The sequence below is a fragment of the Pseudomonas sp. PI1 genome (genome assembly GCF_000812405.1).
Taxonomy (GTDB): Bacteria; Pseudomonadota; Gammaproteobacteria; order Pseudomonadales; family Pseudomonadaceae; genus Pseudomonas; species Pseudomonas citronellolis.
On sequence record NZ_JWMC01000059.1, the window covers coordinates 88,838 to 104,094 of the forward strand.

Below are 15,257 nucleotides of genomic sequence, written 5' to 3' on the forward strand. Positions count from 1 at the left end.
CCAACGGCTTTACTCAAGGTAAACACCCCGACGAATCAGCATCTTGTCGAACCCCCGAGGGACCGCAGGGGTCTACCATGACAATTAGATGACAGAAAAATCGGCCAGAGTCGTCCCACAGCGTAGTCACGCCTGGGCGGCCATGCAGTAACGAGGGGGGCCGCCATGCTGACACTGCTCAACCTGCTTTCCGCCGTCGCCTTGCTGGTGTGGGGCACGCACATCGTGCGCACCGGCATCCTCCGGGTGTACGGTAGCGACCTGCGGCGCATTCTCAGCCGCAGCGTGCAGAAACGGCCGCTGGCCTTCGCCGCCGGCATCGGCGTCACCGCGCTGGTGCAGAGCAGCAACGCCACCGCGCTGCTGGCCACCTCTTTCGTCGCCAGCGGCCTGATGGCGCTGGCTCCGGCGCTGGCGATCATGCTCGGCGCCGACGTCGGGACGGCGCTGATGGCGCGGGTGCTGACCCTCGACCTGTCGTGGCTGTCGCCGCTGCTGATCTTCTTCGGGGTGATCTTCTTCCTCACCCGCAAGCAGACGCGCCTGGGCCAGCTGGGCCGGGTGTTCATCGGCCTGGGCCTGATCATCCTGGCGCTGCAACTGATCGTCGAGGCCGCCGAACCCATGACCCAGGCCAAGGGCGTGAAGGTGCTGTTCTCCAGCCTCACCGGCGACGTCATGCTCGACGCCCTGACCGGCGCGCTGTTCGCCATGATCTCCTACTCCAGCCTGGCCGCCGTGCTGCTCACCGCGACCCTCGCCACCTCCAAGGTGATCTCGCTGAAGGTCGCGCTGTGCCTGGTGGTGGGCGCCAACCTGGGCACCGGCATCCTGGCCCTGATCGGTTCCAGCTCGCAGAACGCCGCCGGCCGCCGGGTGGCCCTGGGCAGCCTGCTGTTCAAGGTCGCCGGCTGCGTGCTGGTGCTGCCGCTGATCGGCCCGCTGGCGCAGTGGGTGGACGGCTGGCCGTTCCGCACCCAGGAGCTGGTGATCGCCTTCCACGTGCTCTACAACTCGGTGCGCTGCCTCGCCTGCCTGCCGCTGACCACCCAGATGGCCGCCTTCTGCACGCGCATCATGCCCGACCGCGCCGCCCCCGAGGACCGCGTGCGCCCGCGCCACCTCGACCCGGCGGCGCTGGACACGCCGAGCCTGGCGCTGGTCAACGCGGTGCGCGAGACGCTGCGCATGGGCGACATCGTCGAGCAGATGCTGATCAACCTGCTGCAGGTGACCCGCGGCGGCGACCCGCTGCTGGGCAAGGAGATCCGCAAGCTCGACGACGACGTCGACGCGCTCTACACGGCGATCAAGCTGTACCTGGCGCGCATGCCCCGCGAGGACCTGAGCGAGCGCGACAGCCGGCGCTGGGCCGAGGTCATCGAGCTGGCCATCAACCTGGAGCAGGCCGGCGACATCATCGAGCATATGCTCAGCGCCGTGCAGGACAAGAAGACCTCGCGCAGCCGCTCCTTCTCGGACAACGGCCTGGCCGAGATCACCGCGCTGCACAGCCAGCTGCTGGTCAACCTGCGCCTGAGCCTGTCGGTGTTCCTCAACGGCGACCAGGAAGGCGCGCGGCGCCTGCGCCGGGCCAAGCAGCGCTTCCGCCTGCAGGAGCGCCGCTACGCCCACTCCCACGTCGACCGCCTGCGCCAGCAGGTGGTGCAGAGCATCGAGACCAGCTCGCTGCACCTGGACCTGATCGCCGACATGAAGCGCCTGAACTCGCTGTTCTGCGCCATCGCCTACGCCGTCCTCGACAACCCCGAGGCCGGCAGCGGCGAGGAGGCCGAGGACGACTACGTCGAGCAGGCCCTGGAAGATGCCGCCCAACCGCCGGGCCACGGCGTGCCACCAGGCTCCAGCGCGGCCGGCTGAGGTCCCGGCGTGTGGCAGCTCGCCGCGGGACTGATCCGCGTCAATGCCCAGGCATGGCGTTCGGCTAGGGTAGTGGCCCTTTGCTATCCACGAGCATGACGCCATGACCCTTAGCCGGCTTCCGGCCCAGTTATTGGTGACCTCCCAGGACGAGAGCGTGGCGCGCCAGGTGCGCGCCCTGCTCACGGTCTACCAGGTGCCCTGCGCGGTACTCGCCGGCCCCGGCGACTGTGAGCAGGCCCCGCTGTGCCGCTGGTTCAAGGATGCCGCGCTGAGCGATACCGCGCGCCTGCACGCCTTGCTGGCCGACGCCGTCGGCGTGCTCGAACGCAGCCGCCACGCCTTCCGCTCGCGCGAGCTGGGGCAACTGCGCCTGCGCCTGGAGGCCGCTTTGCGGGAGTTGTCCGCCTCCCCGCCGATGGTGTAAAAAACCCCGACCAACGTTCCGCCACCGCGGAAGCCGGCTTTGCCGGGCAGGACGCCAAGGGCCTGCAAGACAAAGCGCCGCGCCTGTCGCCGAATTCATCGTGCGACGGGCGCGGCGCTTTTTTCATGCCCGCAGAAAAACAAGGAGGCAAGCATGGGCCTGGGACCGAAGCTCGACCACATGCTCGACCGCATCGGCCTGTCGCCGGCGGAGATCGACCAGCGCCTGCGCTACCTGCACTGGCAGCCAGCCGACGAGCAGCGCCTGCAGCAGGCCGCCGCCGAGCGCGGCGACAGCCACGCGCGCTTCATCGACCAGCTCTACGCGCACCTCGGCCAGTTCCCGCCGCTGGCGGCCATCCTCGCCGAGCCGGCCACCCTGCAGCGCCTCAAGCGCAGCCAGGCGCAGTACTACGAGCAGCTCTGGGAGGCCCCGCAGGACGGCGGCTACGTGCGCGACCGCCTGCGCATCGGCCTGGTCCACCAGCAGGTGGGGGTGGAGCTGAAGTGGTACCTGGGCGCCTACCGCCTGTACCTGCAGCACATGCTCGACGAGCTGCTCGGCGACGCGCCGCAGGCGCAGACCTTCGCCAGCCTGCTCAAGCGGGTGTTCTTCGACATGTCGCTGGCCATCGACACCTACGGCGCCGCCCAGCGCCAGGCCCTGGAGGACAGCGAGGCGCGCTTCGCCCGGGCCCTGCGCGGGGCCAACGACGGCATCTGGGACTGGGACCTGGCCAACGACCGGCTGTACGTCTCCGAGCGCTGGGCGCGCATGCTCGGGCTGAACCGCGACAGCCTCGGCGAGGGCAGCGCCAGCTGGTTCGCCCGCGTGCACCCCGACGACCTGCCCGGCCTGCGCCAGGCCATCGACGCCCACCTGCGCGGCAGCGCCGCCCTGCTCAACCACGAATACCGCATCCGCCAGCGCGACGGCGGCTACCTCTGGGTGCAGGCCCGCGGGGTGATCACCGACGGGCGCATGGCCGGCTCGCAGAGCGACATCAGCCAGCGCAAGGCCAGCGAGCATCAGCTCAGCCACGCCGCGCGCCACGACCCGCTGACCGGCCTGGCCAACCGCCTGCGCCTGGACGAGTTGCTGCAGCAGGCCCTGCAACGCCAGGGCCGCCCCGGCGCGCGCGAGGCCGGCCTGCTGTTCATCGACCTGGACCGCTTCAAGCTGATCAACGACAGCCTCGGCCATGGCGTCGGCGACCGCGTGCTGGTGGAGGTGGCCCAGCGCCTGCTGCGCTGCCTGCGCCCCGGCGACCACCTGGCGCGCTTCGGCGGCGACGAGTTCGTGGTGCTGCTGGACGACATGGCCAACCTGGCCGACGCCGAACAGGTCGCCCAGCGCATGCTCGACTGCCTGCACCAGCCGCTGCACCTGGACGGCCGCACCCTGGTGGTCAGCGCCAGCATCGGCATCACCGGGCTGATCGCCGAGGGCCAGGCGATCGACACCCTGCAGGCCGCGGACCTGGCCCTGTACCGCGCCAAGGAGGCCGGCAAGGCGCAGTACGCGCGCTTCTCCAGCGAGCTGCAGGCCGCCGCGCAGCGCCGCCTGGAGCTGGAGAGCGCGCTGGGCCAGGCGCTGGAGCGCGGCGAATTCAGCCTGCACTACCAGCCGATCCTGCGCATCGACGTCGACCCGCCGCGGCGCATCGCCGTGGAAGTGCTGCTGCGCTGGCGCTCCGGCGGCCAGCCGGTGTCGCCGCTGCAGTTCATCCCGGCGCTGGAGGAATCCGGCGAGATCGTCCGCGTCGGCGACTGGGTGCTGCGCGAGGCCTGCCGGCAGACCCGCGCCTGGCAGCGCGACGGCCAACCCTGGCTGTACTGCTCGGTGAACCTGTCCATCCGCCAGCTGCAGCAGCCGGGCTTCGCCGAGCGGGTGCGGCAGATCCTCGCCGAGACCGGCCTGGCGCCGCAGAGCCTGGTGCTGGAGATCACCGAGAGCCTGATGATGCAGGACGGCGCCGAGACCCTCGCCTGCCTGCGCGAGCTGGCCGCCCACGGCGTGCGCCTGGCGCTGGACGACTTCGGCACCGGCTATTCGTCGCTGGGCTACCTCAAGCGCTTCCCGCTGGACCTGCTGAAGGTCGACCGCAGCTTCATCGGCAAGGTCCCCGACGACCCCGAGCTGAGCGCCATCTGCCGCGCCATCATCGGCCTGGGCCGCAGCCTCGGCCTGGAGGTGGTGGCCGAGGGCGTCGAGCACCCCGAGCACCTGGAATTCCTGCGCAAGGAAGGCTGCCGCTTCGCCCAGGGCTTCCTGTTCAGCCCGCCGCTGCCGCCCCACATCCTGCACCCCGCGCCCATGGAGACCCACCGATGAAGCTCAACCTGCCGGTCAGCGGGCGCCAGGTCGAAGTGCCGGCCAGCGCCAACATCCTCTCCACCACCGACCTCAAGGGCGCGGTCAGCCACGTCAACCCGGACTTCCTGAGCATCAGTGGCTTCAGCGCCGAGGAACTGCTGGGGCACAACCACAACCGCGTGCGCCACCCGGACATGCCGCCGGCCGCCTTCGCCCACCTGTGGCGGACGCTGCAGGCCGGGCGCAGCTGGATGGGCCTGGTGAAGAACCGCTGCAAGAACGGCGACCACTACTGGGTGAGCGCCTTCGTCACGCCGATCCGCCACTGCGGCAAGGTGGTGGAGTACCAGTCGGTGCGCACCCGCGCCAGCGCCGCCGAGGTCGAGGCCGCCGAGCAGCTGTACGCGCGCATGCGCGCCGGCTGGCTGCCGCGCCGGCCACGTCTGGGCCTGCTGCCGCGGCTGCTCGCCGGCCTGGGCCTGGCGCAGGTCCTGGGCGCACTGCTGGCGTACCTGGCGCCCGCGCCCTTGGCCTTCGGCCTCGCCCTGCTGCTTTCCGGCGCCTGGCTGGCGCACCAGTTGCAGCCGCTGCGGCCCCTGCTGGCGCGCGCCCGGCAGGTCGCCGACAACCCGCTGAGCCAACGCCTGTACAGCGGCCGCAACGACGAATTCGGCGAGCTGGACTTCGCCCTGCGCATGCTCGAAGCCGAGACCGGCGCGGTGGTCGGGCGCATGGCCGAGGCCTCGCGCCAGCTCGCCGAACACGCCGGGCAGCTGGCCGGCACCGTGGCCGACAGCAGCGCCGGCACGCGCCGCCAGCAGCAGGAGACCGACCAGGTGGCCAGCGCCATGCAGCAGCTGGCGCAGAGCGTCCAGGAAGTGGCGCGCCACGCCCAGCACAGCGCGGTGGCGGCGCAATGCAGCGAGCGGGTGACCCAGGCCGGCCAGGGCGAGGTGCAGGCCACCCGCGGCCAGCTCGCCGCCCTGGAGGACGCGGTGCGCCGGGCCAGCGAGGCGGTGGAACAGCTGCACGGGCACAGCGAGGGCATCTCGCGGATGCTGCAGGTGATCCAGGAAGTCGCCGGGCAGACCAACCTGCTGGCGCTCAACGCCGCCATCGAGGCAGCCCGCGCCGGCGAGGCCGGGCGCGGCTTCGCCGTGGTGGCCGACGAAGTCCGCGCGCTGGCCTCGCGCACCGCCGACTCGGCATTGGATATCCACAGGCTGGTGGGCGACCTGCAACGCGGCGCCGGCGCCTCGGTGCAGGCCCTGCGCCACAGCTGCGAACAGGCCCACACCAGCCTCGACCAGGCCGGCCGCGCCGCCGGCGCGCTGGAGGAAATCGCCGGGCAGGTCTCGGCGATCCAGCGCATGAGCCTGGAGATTGCCGGCGCCATCGAGGAACAGGGTTGCGCCAGCGAGGAGATCGAACGCAGTTTGCTGGCCATCCGTGAGTCGGCCGACGGTAACGCCGCCAGCGCCAGCCATAGCCAGGCCAGTGCGGCGCGGGTGGCGGAGTTGGCGGCGGGGTTGAGGATGATGGCGGGGAATTTCTGGGAGGGGCGGCGCAACGCTTGAATGAGGGCGTTGTTCTTCGTAGGAGCGAGCTTGCTCGCGAATGGTGTTTCCTGGGAGCTGCGGGTGTTGGGGTTCAGAGCGCCCTCTCCCTAACCCTCTCCCTGAAGGGAGAGGGGACCGTTGGGCAGATGCTGATATTTCGGCGTTAGCCGGCTTGTACCGAGTACCCGGCTGACACCAAATCCCTTCTCGGCACGGACAAGCCCCCTCTCCCTTCAGGGAGAGGGTTGGGGAGAGGGAACGGAGCCAAACCAAAACACCGAAATCACCGCTGAGCCCCGTTCGCGAGCAAGCTCGCTCCTACGAAAAGCCCCCCTACCCCGCCCGCAACCCCCGCGCCGCGATGAACGCCAGAAACGCCTCCCGGCTCGAATACCGCGGCTGATACCCGAACTCCCGCTTCAACCGCGCATTGTCCAGCACCGGCCGGTAGCGCATGAAGTCCACCTGCTCCGGGCCGAAGGGCGCCAGGCCCAGCGGCCGCAGCATGGCCAGCGCGCCGCGCAGCAGCGGCGCCGGCAGGGTGCGGTAGGGTTTGCGCAACAGCCCGGCGATCTCGCGCAGGCTCAGCGCGCCGTCGCCGGCCAGGTTGTAGATGCCTTCGCTGCCCTGCTCCAGGCCCTGGCGGATGATGTTCACCACGTCCTGGTCCCAGATGAACACGAAGCGGCTGCAGCGCCCACTTATCCCCAGCACCGAACGCCCCATGAACAGGTCGGTGACCGGGTTGTGCACACCCCTCCCGAGGATGGTGCCGGGGCGCAGCACCAGTTGGCACAGCTGTGGACAACTCTGCCGCAGGCCGGCCAGCAGCTGTTCGATCTCGTGCTTGTGGCGGGCATAGGGGAACTGCGACTGGCCGCGCAGGGGGTGGTTCTCGTCGATCAGCTCGGCGTTGTCCGGGTGGAAGCCGTAGGCCGCGGCGGAACTGGCCACCACCAGTTGGCCCACCTCGTGCTCCACCGCCGCCTCGAACAGCGCACGGCTGCCGCCGACCTCGATGGTGTGCAGGCGGGTGGCGGACATCTGCGGCGGCGGGTTGACCACCGAGGCCAGGTGCACGATGGCCTGCGGGCGCCACTGCCGCACGCACTCGCGGACCTGCCTGGGGTGGCCGATGTCCAGCTGCACCGGCTCGATGTTCGGCCGCAGGTGCTGCGTCGGCAGGCTGCGCACGTCGGCGGCCACCAGCGTCCAGTCGCGGTGCTGGACCGCCAGTTCGTTGAGCAGGTTCTGGCCGATGTGGCCAGCCGCGCCGGTGATCAGGACGCGCATGGGAGCGGCCTCCGCGTTGGACGATACGGCAGGGCGATGCCGCTAGCGAAAGGCTATCAATCACCCTTCGCGCCACGCCTGATGATAGACCGGGCCGGGGCAGGTCGCAGCCCGTCGCCAAGGGTGCCGCCCATGGGTAGGTGGATCGGCGGCAATCCGCTATTCTCCTGGCTTTGCTTTTTTCCAGGCTTGGCCCATGCGTTGGTTGTTCCTCCCCCTCCTGTTCCTGCTCGGCGGCGGCTGGTCGTTGGCCGATTCGCGCTCGACCGTGGAGGGCTACCAGTTGCAGAACGGCATGGGCGTGCTGTTCAAGCCGACCAGCCAGCGCGGCTCGGTGTCCATCCGCCTGGTGGTGGGCGTCGGCTTCTCCGACTTCAGCTGCCATGACCGGCAGCTGCCGCACCTGCTGGAGCACCTGTTCTTCAGCGGCCTGGACGGCGGCGACGAGGCCGGCCTGGAAGCGCGCATGCAGGCCCTGGGCGGCCAGTGGAACGCCTACACCAGCGAGGGCGACACCACCTTCGTCATCGAGGCGCCGGCGGCCACCCAGCGCCAGGTGCTCGACCTGCTGCTGGAAGTGCTCACCCGCACGCAACTGGACAAGGCCAAGGTGGAGGCCACCAAGCAGGTGCTGATCCGCGAGGACGGCGGCCACTACTCGCACCTGCAGCGCTTCCTCGACCACCAGAACACCAGCCGCCCGGGCCAGGAACAGCTGGCCGTGGAACTCGGCCTGGCCTGCGCCGAGCGCCCGCAGGTGGCGCACCTGACCCAGGCCCAGCTGGAGCAGCTGCGCAGCGACTGGTACGTGCCGGCCAACATGACGCTGATCGTGGTCGGCGACCTCGACCCGCGCCTGCCCGCCTACCTCAGCCACACCTTCGGCAGCCTGCCCGACCGGGCTACGCCGGAACGCCGCGAACTGCCGGAAATGCAGGGCCCGGCGGCGCGCCAGCGGACGCTGGACAGCGGCCTGTTCGGCGAGGGCGCGGTGGTGCACTGGATCTTCCCCGAGCCGGCCGAGGCCGACGGCGCCGCCCTAGACCTGCTGCAGGCCTACCTGAGCGACGCCCTCTATGCCGACCTGCGGGTCCATCGCGAGCTGTCCTACGGGCCCTGGAGCGAGCGCACCTCCTACGCCAACCAGGGCTTCCTCAGCCTCAACGCGGACATCGCCCGGGAGGATGAGGACGCCACCCTGAAGGCCCTGCGCGAGGTGGTGGAGAACATCCGCCAGCACGGCCTGGATGCCCAGCGCTTCGCCCGCATCCAGCGGGTGCAGCGGGCGCAGCTGGCCTGGAGCACGCCGAGCAACGCCAGCCTCGCCGACTACTACTGGGGCGCGCTGGGCGACTACGACGGCAGCCAGTTCCCCAACGAGGACCGGCGCCTGGCCAAGGTCAGCCTGCAGTTGGCCAACGACACGGCGCGCCAGCTGTTCAAGGACGAAGGCTATCTGCGCATCGAGAAGCCGCTGCTGGACGACGACATGGTCTACCCGCTGGCCGCCGGCGCGGTGCTGTTGGTGCTGCTGCCGCCGGCGGCACTGTGGCTGTGGTGCCGCCGGCGCAAGCGCTGAGCCTTACAGCGCCAGGCGGCGGATCACCCGGGTGGCGTCGTCCGGGTCGCGCTGGGCGCGGAAACCCAGTTCCACGGCGAGGTCGCGCATGTCGCGGTCGATGGCCTGGTCGATGCTGTACATCTGGGTGAAGCCGTTGCGCCGCGCCACGTCGATCAGGTGGCGCATCAGCGCCTTGCCCAGGCCCCGGCGCTTCCAGTCGTCGGCGGTGGTCAGGGCGCATTCGCACTGGTTCGCGTCCACCTTGGCGTAGCGGCTGATGCCGATTTCGCGCAGTTCGCCGTCATCGTGCACCAGGGCGACGAATGCCATGTTGTCCTGGTAATCCACGTCCATCAGGCTGTCGAGCAGCGCGTCGCTGATCTTCACTTCGCCGTGGAAACGCAGCTTGCGCGTCATCGGCGACAGGCGTTCGAGGAAGTTGCGCTCCAGTTCGCGGTCTTCCGCGCGCAGCGGGCGGATCAGCACGTGGCTGCCGTCGTCGAGCGTCTCGATCCAGTGGTCATGGCCGCCGGCGGCGAGCGCCGCGGCTTGCTGGTGCAGGGGGGTGGGCATGGCGTTGTCTCCGAGGAGAAGAAGGAAATGTCATTGACCTATCCTTCTCCTGCCGCCCCCGGCCACCCTTGACCGAGGTCAAGGCCGGCCGGGGGCGGCCAGTGGCAAAGCGCCGCAGCCCCTCAGGCGCCGGCCAGCGCGCCGCCGGAAGTGGCCGCGCGGCCGCGGCGGCGGAACAGCACCAGGGTGGCGGCCAGGCCCAGCAACGCCGCGCCGCTCAGCCACAGGCCGGGGGCGGCCTTGTTGTCCAGGGCGTGGATGAGCCAGGTGCAGGCCGCCGGGGTGAAGCCGCCGAAGGTGGCGGTGGCCAGGCTGTAGGCCAGGGAGAAGCCGGTGGTGCGCACGTCCGCCGGCATCACCTCGGTCAGCGCCACCACCATGGCGCCGTTGTAGCTGCCGTAGAGGAACGACAGCCACAGCTCCACCGTCAGCAGGCGGGCGAAGCTGGGCTCGGCCACCAGCCAGGACAGCGTCGGATAGGCGGTCAGCAGCGCCAGCACGGTGGCGGCGAGCAGCAGCGGGCGGCGGCCGACGCGGTCGGACAGCGCGCCCATCACCGGCAGCCAGAAGAAGTTCGACAGACCGATGCACATGGTCACCAGCAAGGCGTCGAAGTCCGACAGGTGCAGCTCATTGCGGCCGAAGGTCGGGGTGTAGGCGGTGATCAGGTAGAAGGACACGGTGGTCATCACCACCATGGCGGTGCCGGCCAGCACCAGGCCGAAGTTCTGCCCGATGGAGCGCAGCACCTCGCCCAGGCGCGGGTGGTGCTTGCGTTGCTGGAAGGCCTCGGTCTCCTCCAGGGAGCGGCGGATGACGAACAGCGCCGGGACGATCATGCAGCCGACGAAGAAGGGCACGCGCCAGCCCCACTCGCCCATCTGCGCGGGGCTCAGCCAGTGGTTGAGGATGACCCCCAGCAGCCCGGCGAAGACCACCGCCACCTGCTGGCTGGCGGACTGCCAGCTGACGAAGAAGCCGCGCTTGCCGGGGCTGGCGATCTCCGCCAGGTACACCGACACGCCGCCCAGCTCGACACCGGCGGAGAAGCCCTGCAGCAGGCGGCCGAGCAGCACCAGCAGCGGCGCCAGCGCGCCGAGGGTGGAATAGCCGGGGACGAAGGCGATCAGCAGGGTGCCCATGGCCATCAGCGCCAGGGTGATGATCAGGCCCTGGCGGCGGCCGTGGCGGTCGATGTAGGCGCCGAGGAAGATGGCCCCCAATGGGCGCATCAGGAAGCCGGCGCCGAAGGTGGCCAGCGACAGCATCAGCGAGGCGAAGGGGTCGTCGCCGGGGAAGAAGGTCTTGGCGATGGCGGTGGCGTAGAAGCCATACACCATGAAGTCGTACATCTCGAGAAAGTTGCCGCTGACCACGCGGAACACGGCCTTGGCCTTGGAATTCTTGGAAGCCATGGGAAACACCATTCTGACGATCACGGGGCCCTTCCCGGATGCGAGCAGGCAGGCAGCGGCCGGGAAGATATTTGTAACCCTATGTGTAAAAACTGCCCGAGATCAAATGAAAAATGGCTGAAAGGCCCGAATTACAAGGGTTTGAAAGGCTGATGAAAGCTTCGTGACAGCTCGTCGGAAAATTCACAAAAGATTGGCAGGTATGGCAAGCGTCATTCCTGCCTAGGGATTGCTCGCCTGCAACCGGCGCCCCATTTCCGCTTCCCGTTCCCGCGCCAGCTTCACCTGGAACAGCTTCCATTCGCGCTCGATCACCGCGTAGGGCACGAACACGCTGATGCGCTTGGCGCCCTTGAGCCCCGGGTGCTGCACGCCGCCCCAGGCCGTGCCCTTGTAGCCGATGTTCATGCCCAGCACGCTGCCGTCGGCCGCCACCAGCGGCCCGCCGGACATCCCCTGGGCCAGGGCCGCGTCATGGATGCCGTACAGCTCTTCGTTGGGCTCGTTGAGGTTGCGGTAGGGCACCGGCCACACCCGCCCGCGGGAGCTCACCGGCAGCAGCAGGGTGCTGCTGCCCAGCGCCGTCACCGCCTCGCCGTTGCGCGGCGCGCGCCAGTGCGGCAGCGGCCCGTCGGCCTTGCGGCGGATGAACACCAGGTCGCAGCGGGTGCTGCAGGAATAGGCCAGGTCCGACAGATAGGGCACGTGGGCAGCGGTCACCGCATAGTCGGCGTTCCACTGCACCGCCGAAGCCACCATCAGCCCCGGCGCCGGAAGGCCGGACAACACCGTGAAATAACGCGAATTGAGCTGGCCATCGACTTCCGGCTTCACCCAGCCGTTGCAGCCGGCCAGCAGGGCGCACAGCGCCAGGCAGCTAACTTTCCCTCTCATTGCGATTTTCCTTAATTTGATTTGAGGAAAATCTAATTTCGATTAAAGGAAAGTTCTTATGGAAAATTAACCCTATTAAGTGGCGCGAATCCTTAATTAAAAATCCAATTACCTAATTGTTTCTGAAAGAAACTTCAGAAGAATAAGGATATTCAAATATTTTCCGCTTTTGTTAATTAAACGACCGGGCTTCAGCCGAAGAACCAGTAGCACACGCCGATGGACGCCAGCACCCCGGCCAGGTCCGCCAGCAGGGCGCAGCCCACGGCGTGGCGGGCGCGCTGGATGCCCACCGAGCCGAAGTACACCGCCAGCACGTAGAAGGTGGTCTCGGTGCTGCCCTGCACGGTGGCCGCCAGGCGCGCGGCGAAGCTGTCCACGCCCTGGCTCTGCATGGTGTCCAGCAGCATGGCGCGCGCCGCGCTGCCGGAGAACGGCTTGACCAGCGCGGTGGGCAGGGCGTCGACGAAGCGGGTGTCCCAGCCCAGGCCCTCGACCGTCCAGCGGATGCCGCCGAGCACCATCTCCAGGGCCCCGGAGGCGCGCAGCACGCCGACGGCGCAGAGCATCGCCACCAGGTAGGGCAGCAGGTTCTTGGCCACGTCGAAGCCTTCCTTCGCGCCTTCGACGAAGGTTTCGTAGACCGGCACCTTCTTCAGCCAGCCGAGCACCAGGAACGCCACGATCAGGCCGAACAGGGTGAGGTTGCCCAGCAGCGAGGAGAGCTGTGCCAGCGCCGTGGCGGAAAGCCCGGCCAGCAGCGCCATGAAGGCGCCCAGGGCAAGGGCGCCGGGGACCAGGTAGGCGAGCACCAGCGGGTCCCACAGGCGCAGGCGCTGCATGACCGCCACCGAGAGCAGGCCGACCAGGGTCGAGGCGCTGGTGGCCAGGAGGATCGGCAGGAACACCAGGGTGGGGTCGGCCGCGCCCTGTTGCGCGCGGTACATGAAGATGGTCACCGGCAGCAGCGTCAGCGACGAGGCGTTGAGCACCAGGAAGAGGATCTGCGCGTTGCTCGCCGTGGTGCTGCTGGGGTTGAGTTCCTGCAGCGCCTTCATCGCCTTGAGGCCGATGGGGGTGGCGGCGTTGTCCAGGCCCAGGCCGTTGGCGGCGAAGTTCAGGGTGATCAGGCCGATGGCCGGGTGACCGGCCGGCACCTCGGGCATCAGCCGGCGGAACAGCGGGCCCAGCAGCCACGCCAGGCGCTCCACCAGGCCGGCCTTCTCGGCGATGCGCAGGAAGCCCAGCCAGAGCGTCAGGGTGCCGAACAGCAGGACCATGACCTCCACCGACAGCTTGGCCATGGCGAACAGGCTCTCGACCATGGCGGCGAACACGTCGGCCTGGCCGCCGAGCAGCCAGCGCGACAGCGCGGTGACCGCCGCGACCAGGAAAAAGCCGAGCCAGAGGCCGTTGAGCATGGGTATCCCCCCAAGGACGTTGGCCGCGATGATAACGGCGCGCGTGCATCGCTGCCAGAAACGCCAAGGCCGCAAAGCGCCTCCGGGCTCGATCCCGAAGCCGGGCATGCGCCCGGTGTAACGGCGGATAACGCTTCGCGTTATCCGCCGTTCGGCCTGGCTCAGTGCGCGGTGTTCTGCCGGGCGTCGCTCAGCAGCTCTTCGCCGCGGCCCTGTTCCACCGCCTGCCAGTAGAGCGCGCCCTGCTTGCCGTCGTAGATGCCTTCCCACTTGGAGATCACCAGCACCGCCAGGGCGTTGCCGATGACGTTCAGCGCGGTGCGCGCCATGTCCATGATGCGGTCGACGCCGGCGATGAAGGCCAGGCCTTCCAGGGGGATGCCGACGCTGCCCAGGGTGGCCAGCAGGACCACGAAGGACACGCCCGGCACGCCGGCGATGCCCTTGGAGGTGACCATCAGCGTCAGCACCAGCATCAGTTGCTGGCCGATGGACAGGTCGATGCCGTAGAGCTGGGCGATGAAGATCGCCGCGATGCTCTGGTAGAGCGTCGAGCCGTCGAGGTTGAAGGAGTAGCCGGTGGGCACCACGAAGCTGCTCACCGCCTTGGGCGCGCCGTAGGCTTCCATCTTCTCGATGATGCGCGGCAATACGGTCTCGGAGCTGGCGGTGGAATAGGCCAGGACCAGCTCGTCCTTGAAGATGCGCATCAGCTTGATGATCGAGAAGCCGAACAGCCGCGCCACCAGGCCCAGCACCATGAAGGCGAAGAAGGCGATGGCGAAGTACACCAGCAGCACCAGCTTGGCCAGCGGCAGCAGCGAGGCGAAGCCGAAGCTGGCGACAGTCACGGCGATCAGCGCGAACACCCCGACCGGCGCGTAGAGCATGATCATGTGGGTGACGCGGAACATGGCCTCGGCCACGCCCTGGAACATCTTCACCAGCGGCTCGCGGGTGGGCGCCGGCAGCGACGACAGGCCCAGGCCGAACATCACCGAGAAGAAGATGATCGGCAGCATCTCGCCGCGGGCCATGGCGGCGAAGATGTTCGACGGGATCAGGTTGAGGATGGTCTCGATGAACGCGTGGTGGTGTTCCACTTCCTTGGCGGTCTGCGCGTACTTGGAGATGTCCACCGTGCCCAGGGTGCTCATGTCGATGCCGGCGCCGGGCTGGAACAGGTTGGCCAGCACCAGGCCGACGACGATGGCCACCGTGGTGATGATCTCGAAGTAGACGATGGTCTTCAGGCCGATGCGCCCGAGCTTCTTGGCGTCGCCCATGCCGGCGATGCCGACGATCAGCGAGGAGATGACGATCGGCACCACGATCATCTTGATCAGGCGGATGAAGATGTCGCCCGCCGGCTGCAGGATGTTGCTGATCCACCAGGCCTTCTCCGCGCTGAAGTGGTTCAGCACGGTACCCATGGCGATGCCCAGTGCCAGACCGATGACGATCTGCCAGGCGAGGCTGAGCTTGGCTTTGCCCATATGTGTTCACCCTTGGTTCTTGTGGAAGTCGGGGGTTTCGCCCGCCACCGGGATGGCCGGGGTGGCGAAAAAAAGGGCGCATGATTCCCACCCCCCTTCTTCGCGTCTAATGCCGGAAACGGCTACCCCATGCACAATCGGCATGGGGAAAAGCAAATGGAACGGGTGTTCCAGGCCCACGGGCCATTGCTTTTTTGCATGGGATAGAGGCTGAAAAAGCCGTGATGGCTGCTTTTTCCGAACCCTGTGGGTGGAAAGCGAGGCCCGGGGAGGCATTCGCTTTCCCTGCCGCGGGTGCGCTGCCGTGACGCAGGCGTGGGGGCCTGTAGTTCGCGATGGATGGTCGTCCGGGTGACCAGGCGCGGCGGGGATATTTTAGGGGGCCAGGGGGGTGGGTCGGGGTTGATTGATATCAGGGAAG

General features: G+C 68.6%; 11 protein-coding genes. 5 read left to right on the forward strand and 6 right to left on the reverse strand.

The window, feature by feature from the left end; translation table 11 throughout:
* Nucleotides 1-165: 165 nt before the first annotated feature.
* From RN02_RS19450 to RN02_RS19465, 4 genes are all read left to right on the forward strand, one after another.
* Nucleotides 166-1,881, forward strand: a complete 1,716-nt coding sequence (locus RN02_RS19450; protein WP_043316042.1) for a Na/Pi cotransporter family protein — start codon at nucleotides 166-168, stop codon at nucleotides 1,879-1,881.
* A 103-nt stretch (nucleotides 1,882-1,984) separates the two neighbouring features.
* Nucleotides 1,985-2,308, forward strand: coding sequence for a hypothetical protein (locus RN02_RS19455; RefSeq protein ID WP_009614372.1), 324 nt, complete (start codon nucleotides 1,985-1,987; stop codon nucleotides 2,306-2,308).
* A gap of 153 nt (nucleotides 2,309-2,461) precedes the next feature.
* Nucleotides 2,462-4,642 carry a putative bifunctional diguanylate cyclase/phosphodiesterase gene (locus RN02_RS19460; protein WP_043316044.1) on the forward strand — a complete coding sequence of 727 codons (2,181 nt, stop codon included), beginning with the start codon at nucleotides 2,462-2,464 and terminating at the stop codon, nucleotides 4,640-4,642.
* Nucleotides 4,639-6,201, forward strand: a complete 1,563-nt coding sequence (locus tag RN02_RS19465; RefSeq protein WP_043316046.1) for a methyl-accepting chemotaxis protein — start codon at nucleotides 4,639-4,641, stop codon at nucleotides 6,199-6,201. Before RN02_RS19460 ends, RN02_RS19465 begins: the two co-directional genes overlap by 4 nt.
* A gap of 315 nt (nucleotides 6,202-6,516) precedes the next feature.
* Here the strand turns inward: RN02_RS19465 and RN02_RS19470 are convergent, their stop codons facing one another.
* Entirely contained in the window at nucleotides 6,517-7,476 is a 960-nt protein-coding gene (locus tag RN02_RS19470) for an NAD-dependent epimerase/dehydratase family protein (protein ID WP_043316047.1), read from the reverse strand.
* Nucleotides 7,477-7,672: 196 nt separating this feature from the next.
* Between RN02_RS19470 and RN02_RS19475 the strand changes: the two genes are divergently transcribed.
* Entirely contained in the window at nucleotides 7,673-9,055 is a 1,383-nt protein-coding gene (locus RN02_RS19475; RefSeq protein ID WP_043316049.1) for a M16 family metallopeptidase, read from the forward strand.
* Nucleotides 9,056-9,058: 3 nt separating this feature from the next.
* On the opposite strand, the gene RN02_RS19480 is transcribed toward RN02_RS19475, so the two are convergent.
* The 5 genes from RN02_RS19480 to gltP all read right to left on the reverse strand — a co-directional run bounded on the left by RN02_RS19480 (nucleotide 9,059) and on the right by gltP (nucleotide 14,836).
* Nucleotides 9,059-9,610: a GNAT family N-acetyltransferase gene (locus RN02_RS19480; RefSeq protein ID WP_009614384.1), complete on the reverse strand. Its 552-nt coding sequence runs from the start codon at nucleotides 9,608-9,610 to the stop codon at nucleotides 9,059-9,061.
* A 122-nt stretch (nucleotides 9,611-9,732) separates the two neighbouring features.
* Complete coding sequence (locus RN02_RS19485) at nucleotides 9,733-11,025, reverse strand: MFS transporter (protein ID WP_043316051.1); 1,293 nt, start codon at nucleotides 11,023-11,025, stop codon at nucleotides 9,733-9,735.
* A 222-nt stretch (nucleotides 11,026-11,247) separates the two neighbouring features.
* Nucleotides 11,248-11,919: a S1C family serine protease gene (locus RN02_RS19490; RefSeq protein WP_009614386.1), complete on the reverse strand. Its 672-nt coding sequence runs from the start codon at nucleotides 11,917-11,919 to the stop codon at nucleotides 11,248-11,250.
* A 191-nt stretch (nucleotides 11,920-12,110) separates the two neighbouring features.
* Nucleotides 12,111-13,340 (reverse strand): nucleoside recognition domain-containing protein, encoded by a 1,230-nt coding sequence (locus RN02_RS19495; protein ID WP_043316053.1) that lies wholly within the window; start codon nucleotides 13,338-13,340, stop codon nucleotides 12,111-12,113.
* A gap of 161 nt (nucleotides 13,341-13,501) precedes the next feature.
* Nucleotides 13,502-14,836, reverse strand: coding sequence for a glutamate/aspartate:proton symporter GltP (gene gltP, locus RN02_RS19500; RefSeq protein WP_009614388.1), 1,335 nt, complete (start codon nucleotides 14,834-14,836; stop codon nucleotides 13,502-13,504).
* Nucleotides 14,837-15,257 lie beyond the last annotated feature (421 nt).

Coding starts and splice junctions, on each gene's coding strand:
- RN02_RS19490 (WP_009614386.1), bottom strand. CDS start 11,919: ATGAGAGGGAAAGTTAGCTGCCTGGCGCTGTGCGCCCTGCTGGCCGGC.
- RN02_RS19495 (WP_043316053.1), bottom strand. CDS start 13,340: ATGCTCAACGGCCTCTGGCTCGGCTTTTTCCTGGTCGCGGCGGTCACC.
- RN02_RS19485 (WP_043316051.1), bottom strand. CDS start 11,025: ATGGCTTCCAAGAATTCCAAGGCCAAGGCCGTGTTCCGCGTGGTCAGC.
- RN02_RS19460 (WP_043316044.1), top strand. CDS start 2,462: ATGGGCCTGGGACCGAAGCTCGACCACATGCTCGACCGCATCGGCCTG.
- RN02_RS19470 (WP_043316047.1), bottom strand. CDS start 7,476: ATGCGCGTCCTGATCACCGGCGCGGCTGGCCACATCGGCCAGAACCTG.
- RN02_RS19450 (WP_043316042.1), top strand. CDS start 166: ATGCTGACACTGCTCAACCTGCTTTCCGCCGTCGCCTTGCTGGTGTGG.
- gltP (WP_009614388.1), bottom strand. CDS start 14,836: ATGGGCAAAGCCAAGCTCAGCCTCGCCTGGCAGATCGTCATCGGTCTG.
- RN02_RS19475 (WP_043316049.1), top strand. CDS start 7,673: ATGCGTTGGTTGTTCCTCCCCCTCCTGTTCCTGCTCGGCGGCGGCTGG.
- RN02_RS19480 (WP_009614384.1), bottom strand. CDS start 9,610: ATGCCCACCCCCCTGCACCAGCAAGCCGCGGCGCTCGCCGCCGGCGGC.
- RN02_RS19455 (WP_009614372.1), top strand. CDS start 1,985: ATGACCCTTAGCCGGCTTCCGGCCCAGTTATTGGTGACCTCCCAGGAC.
- RN02_RS19465 (WP_043316046.1), top strand. CDS start 4,639: ATGAAGCTCAACCTGCCGGTCAGCGGGCGCCAGGTCGAAGTGCCGGCC.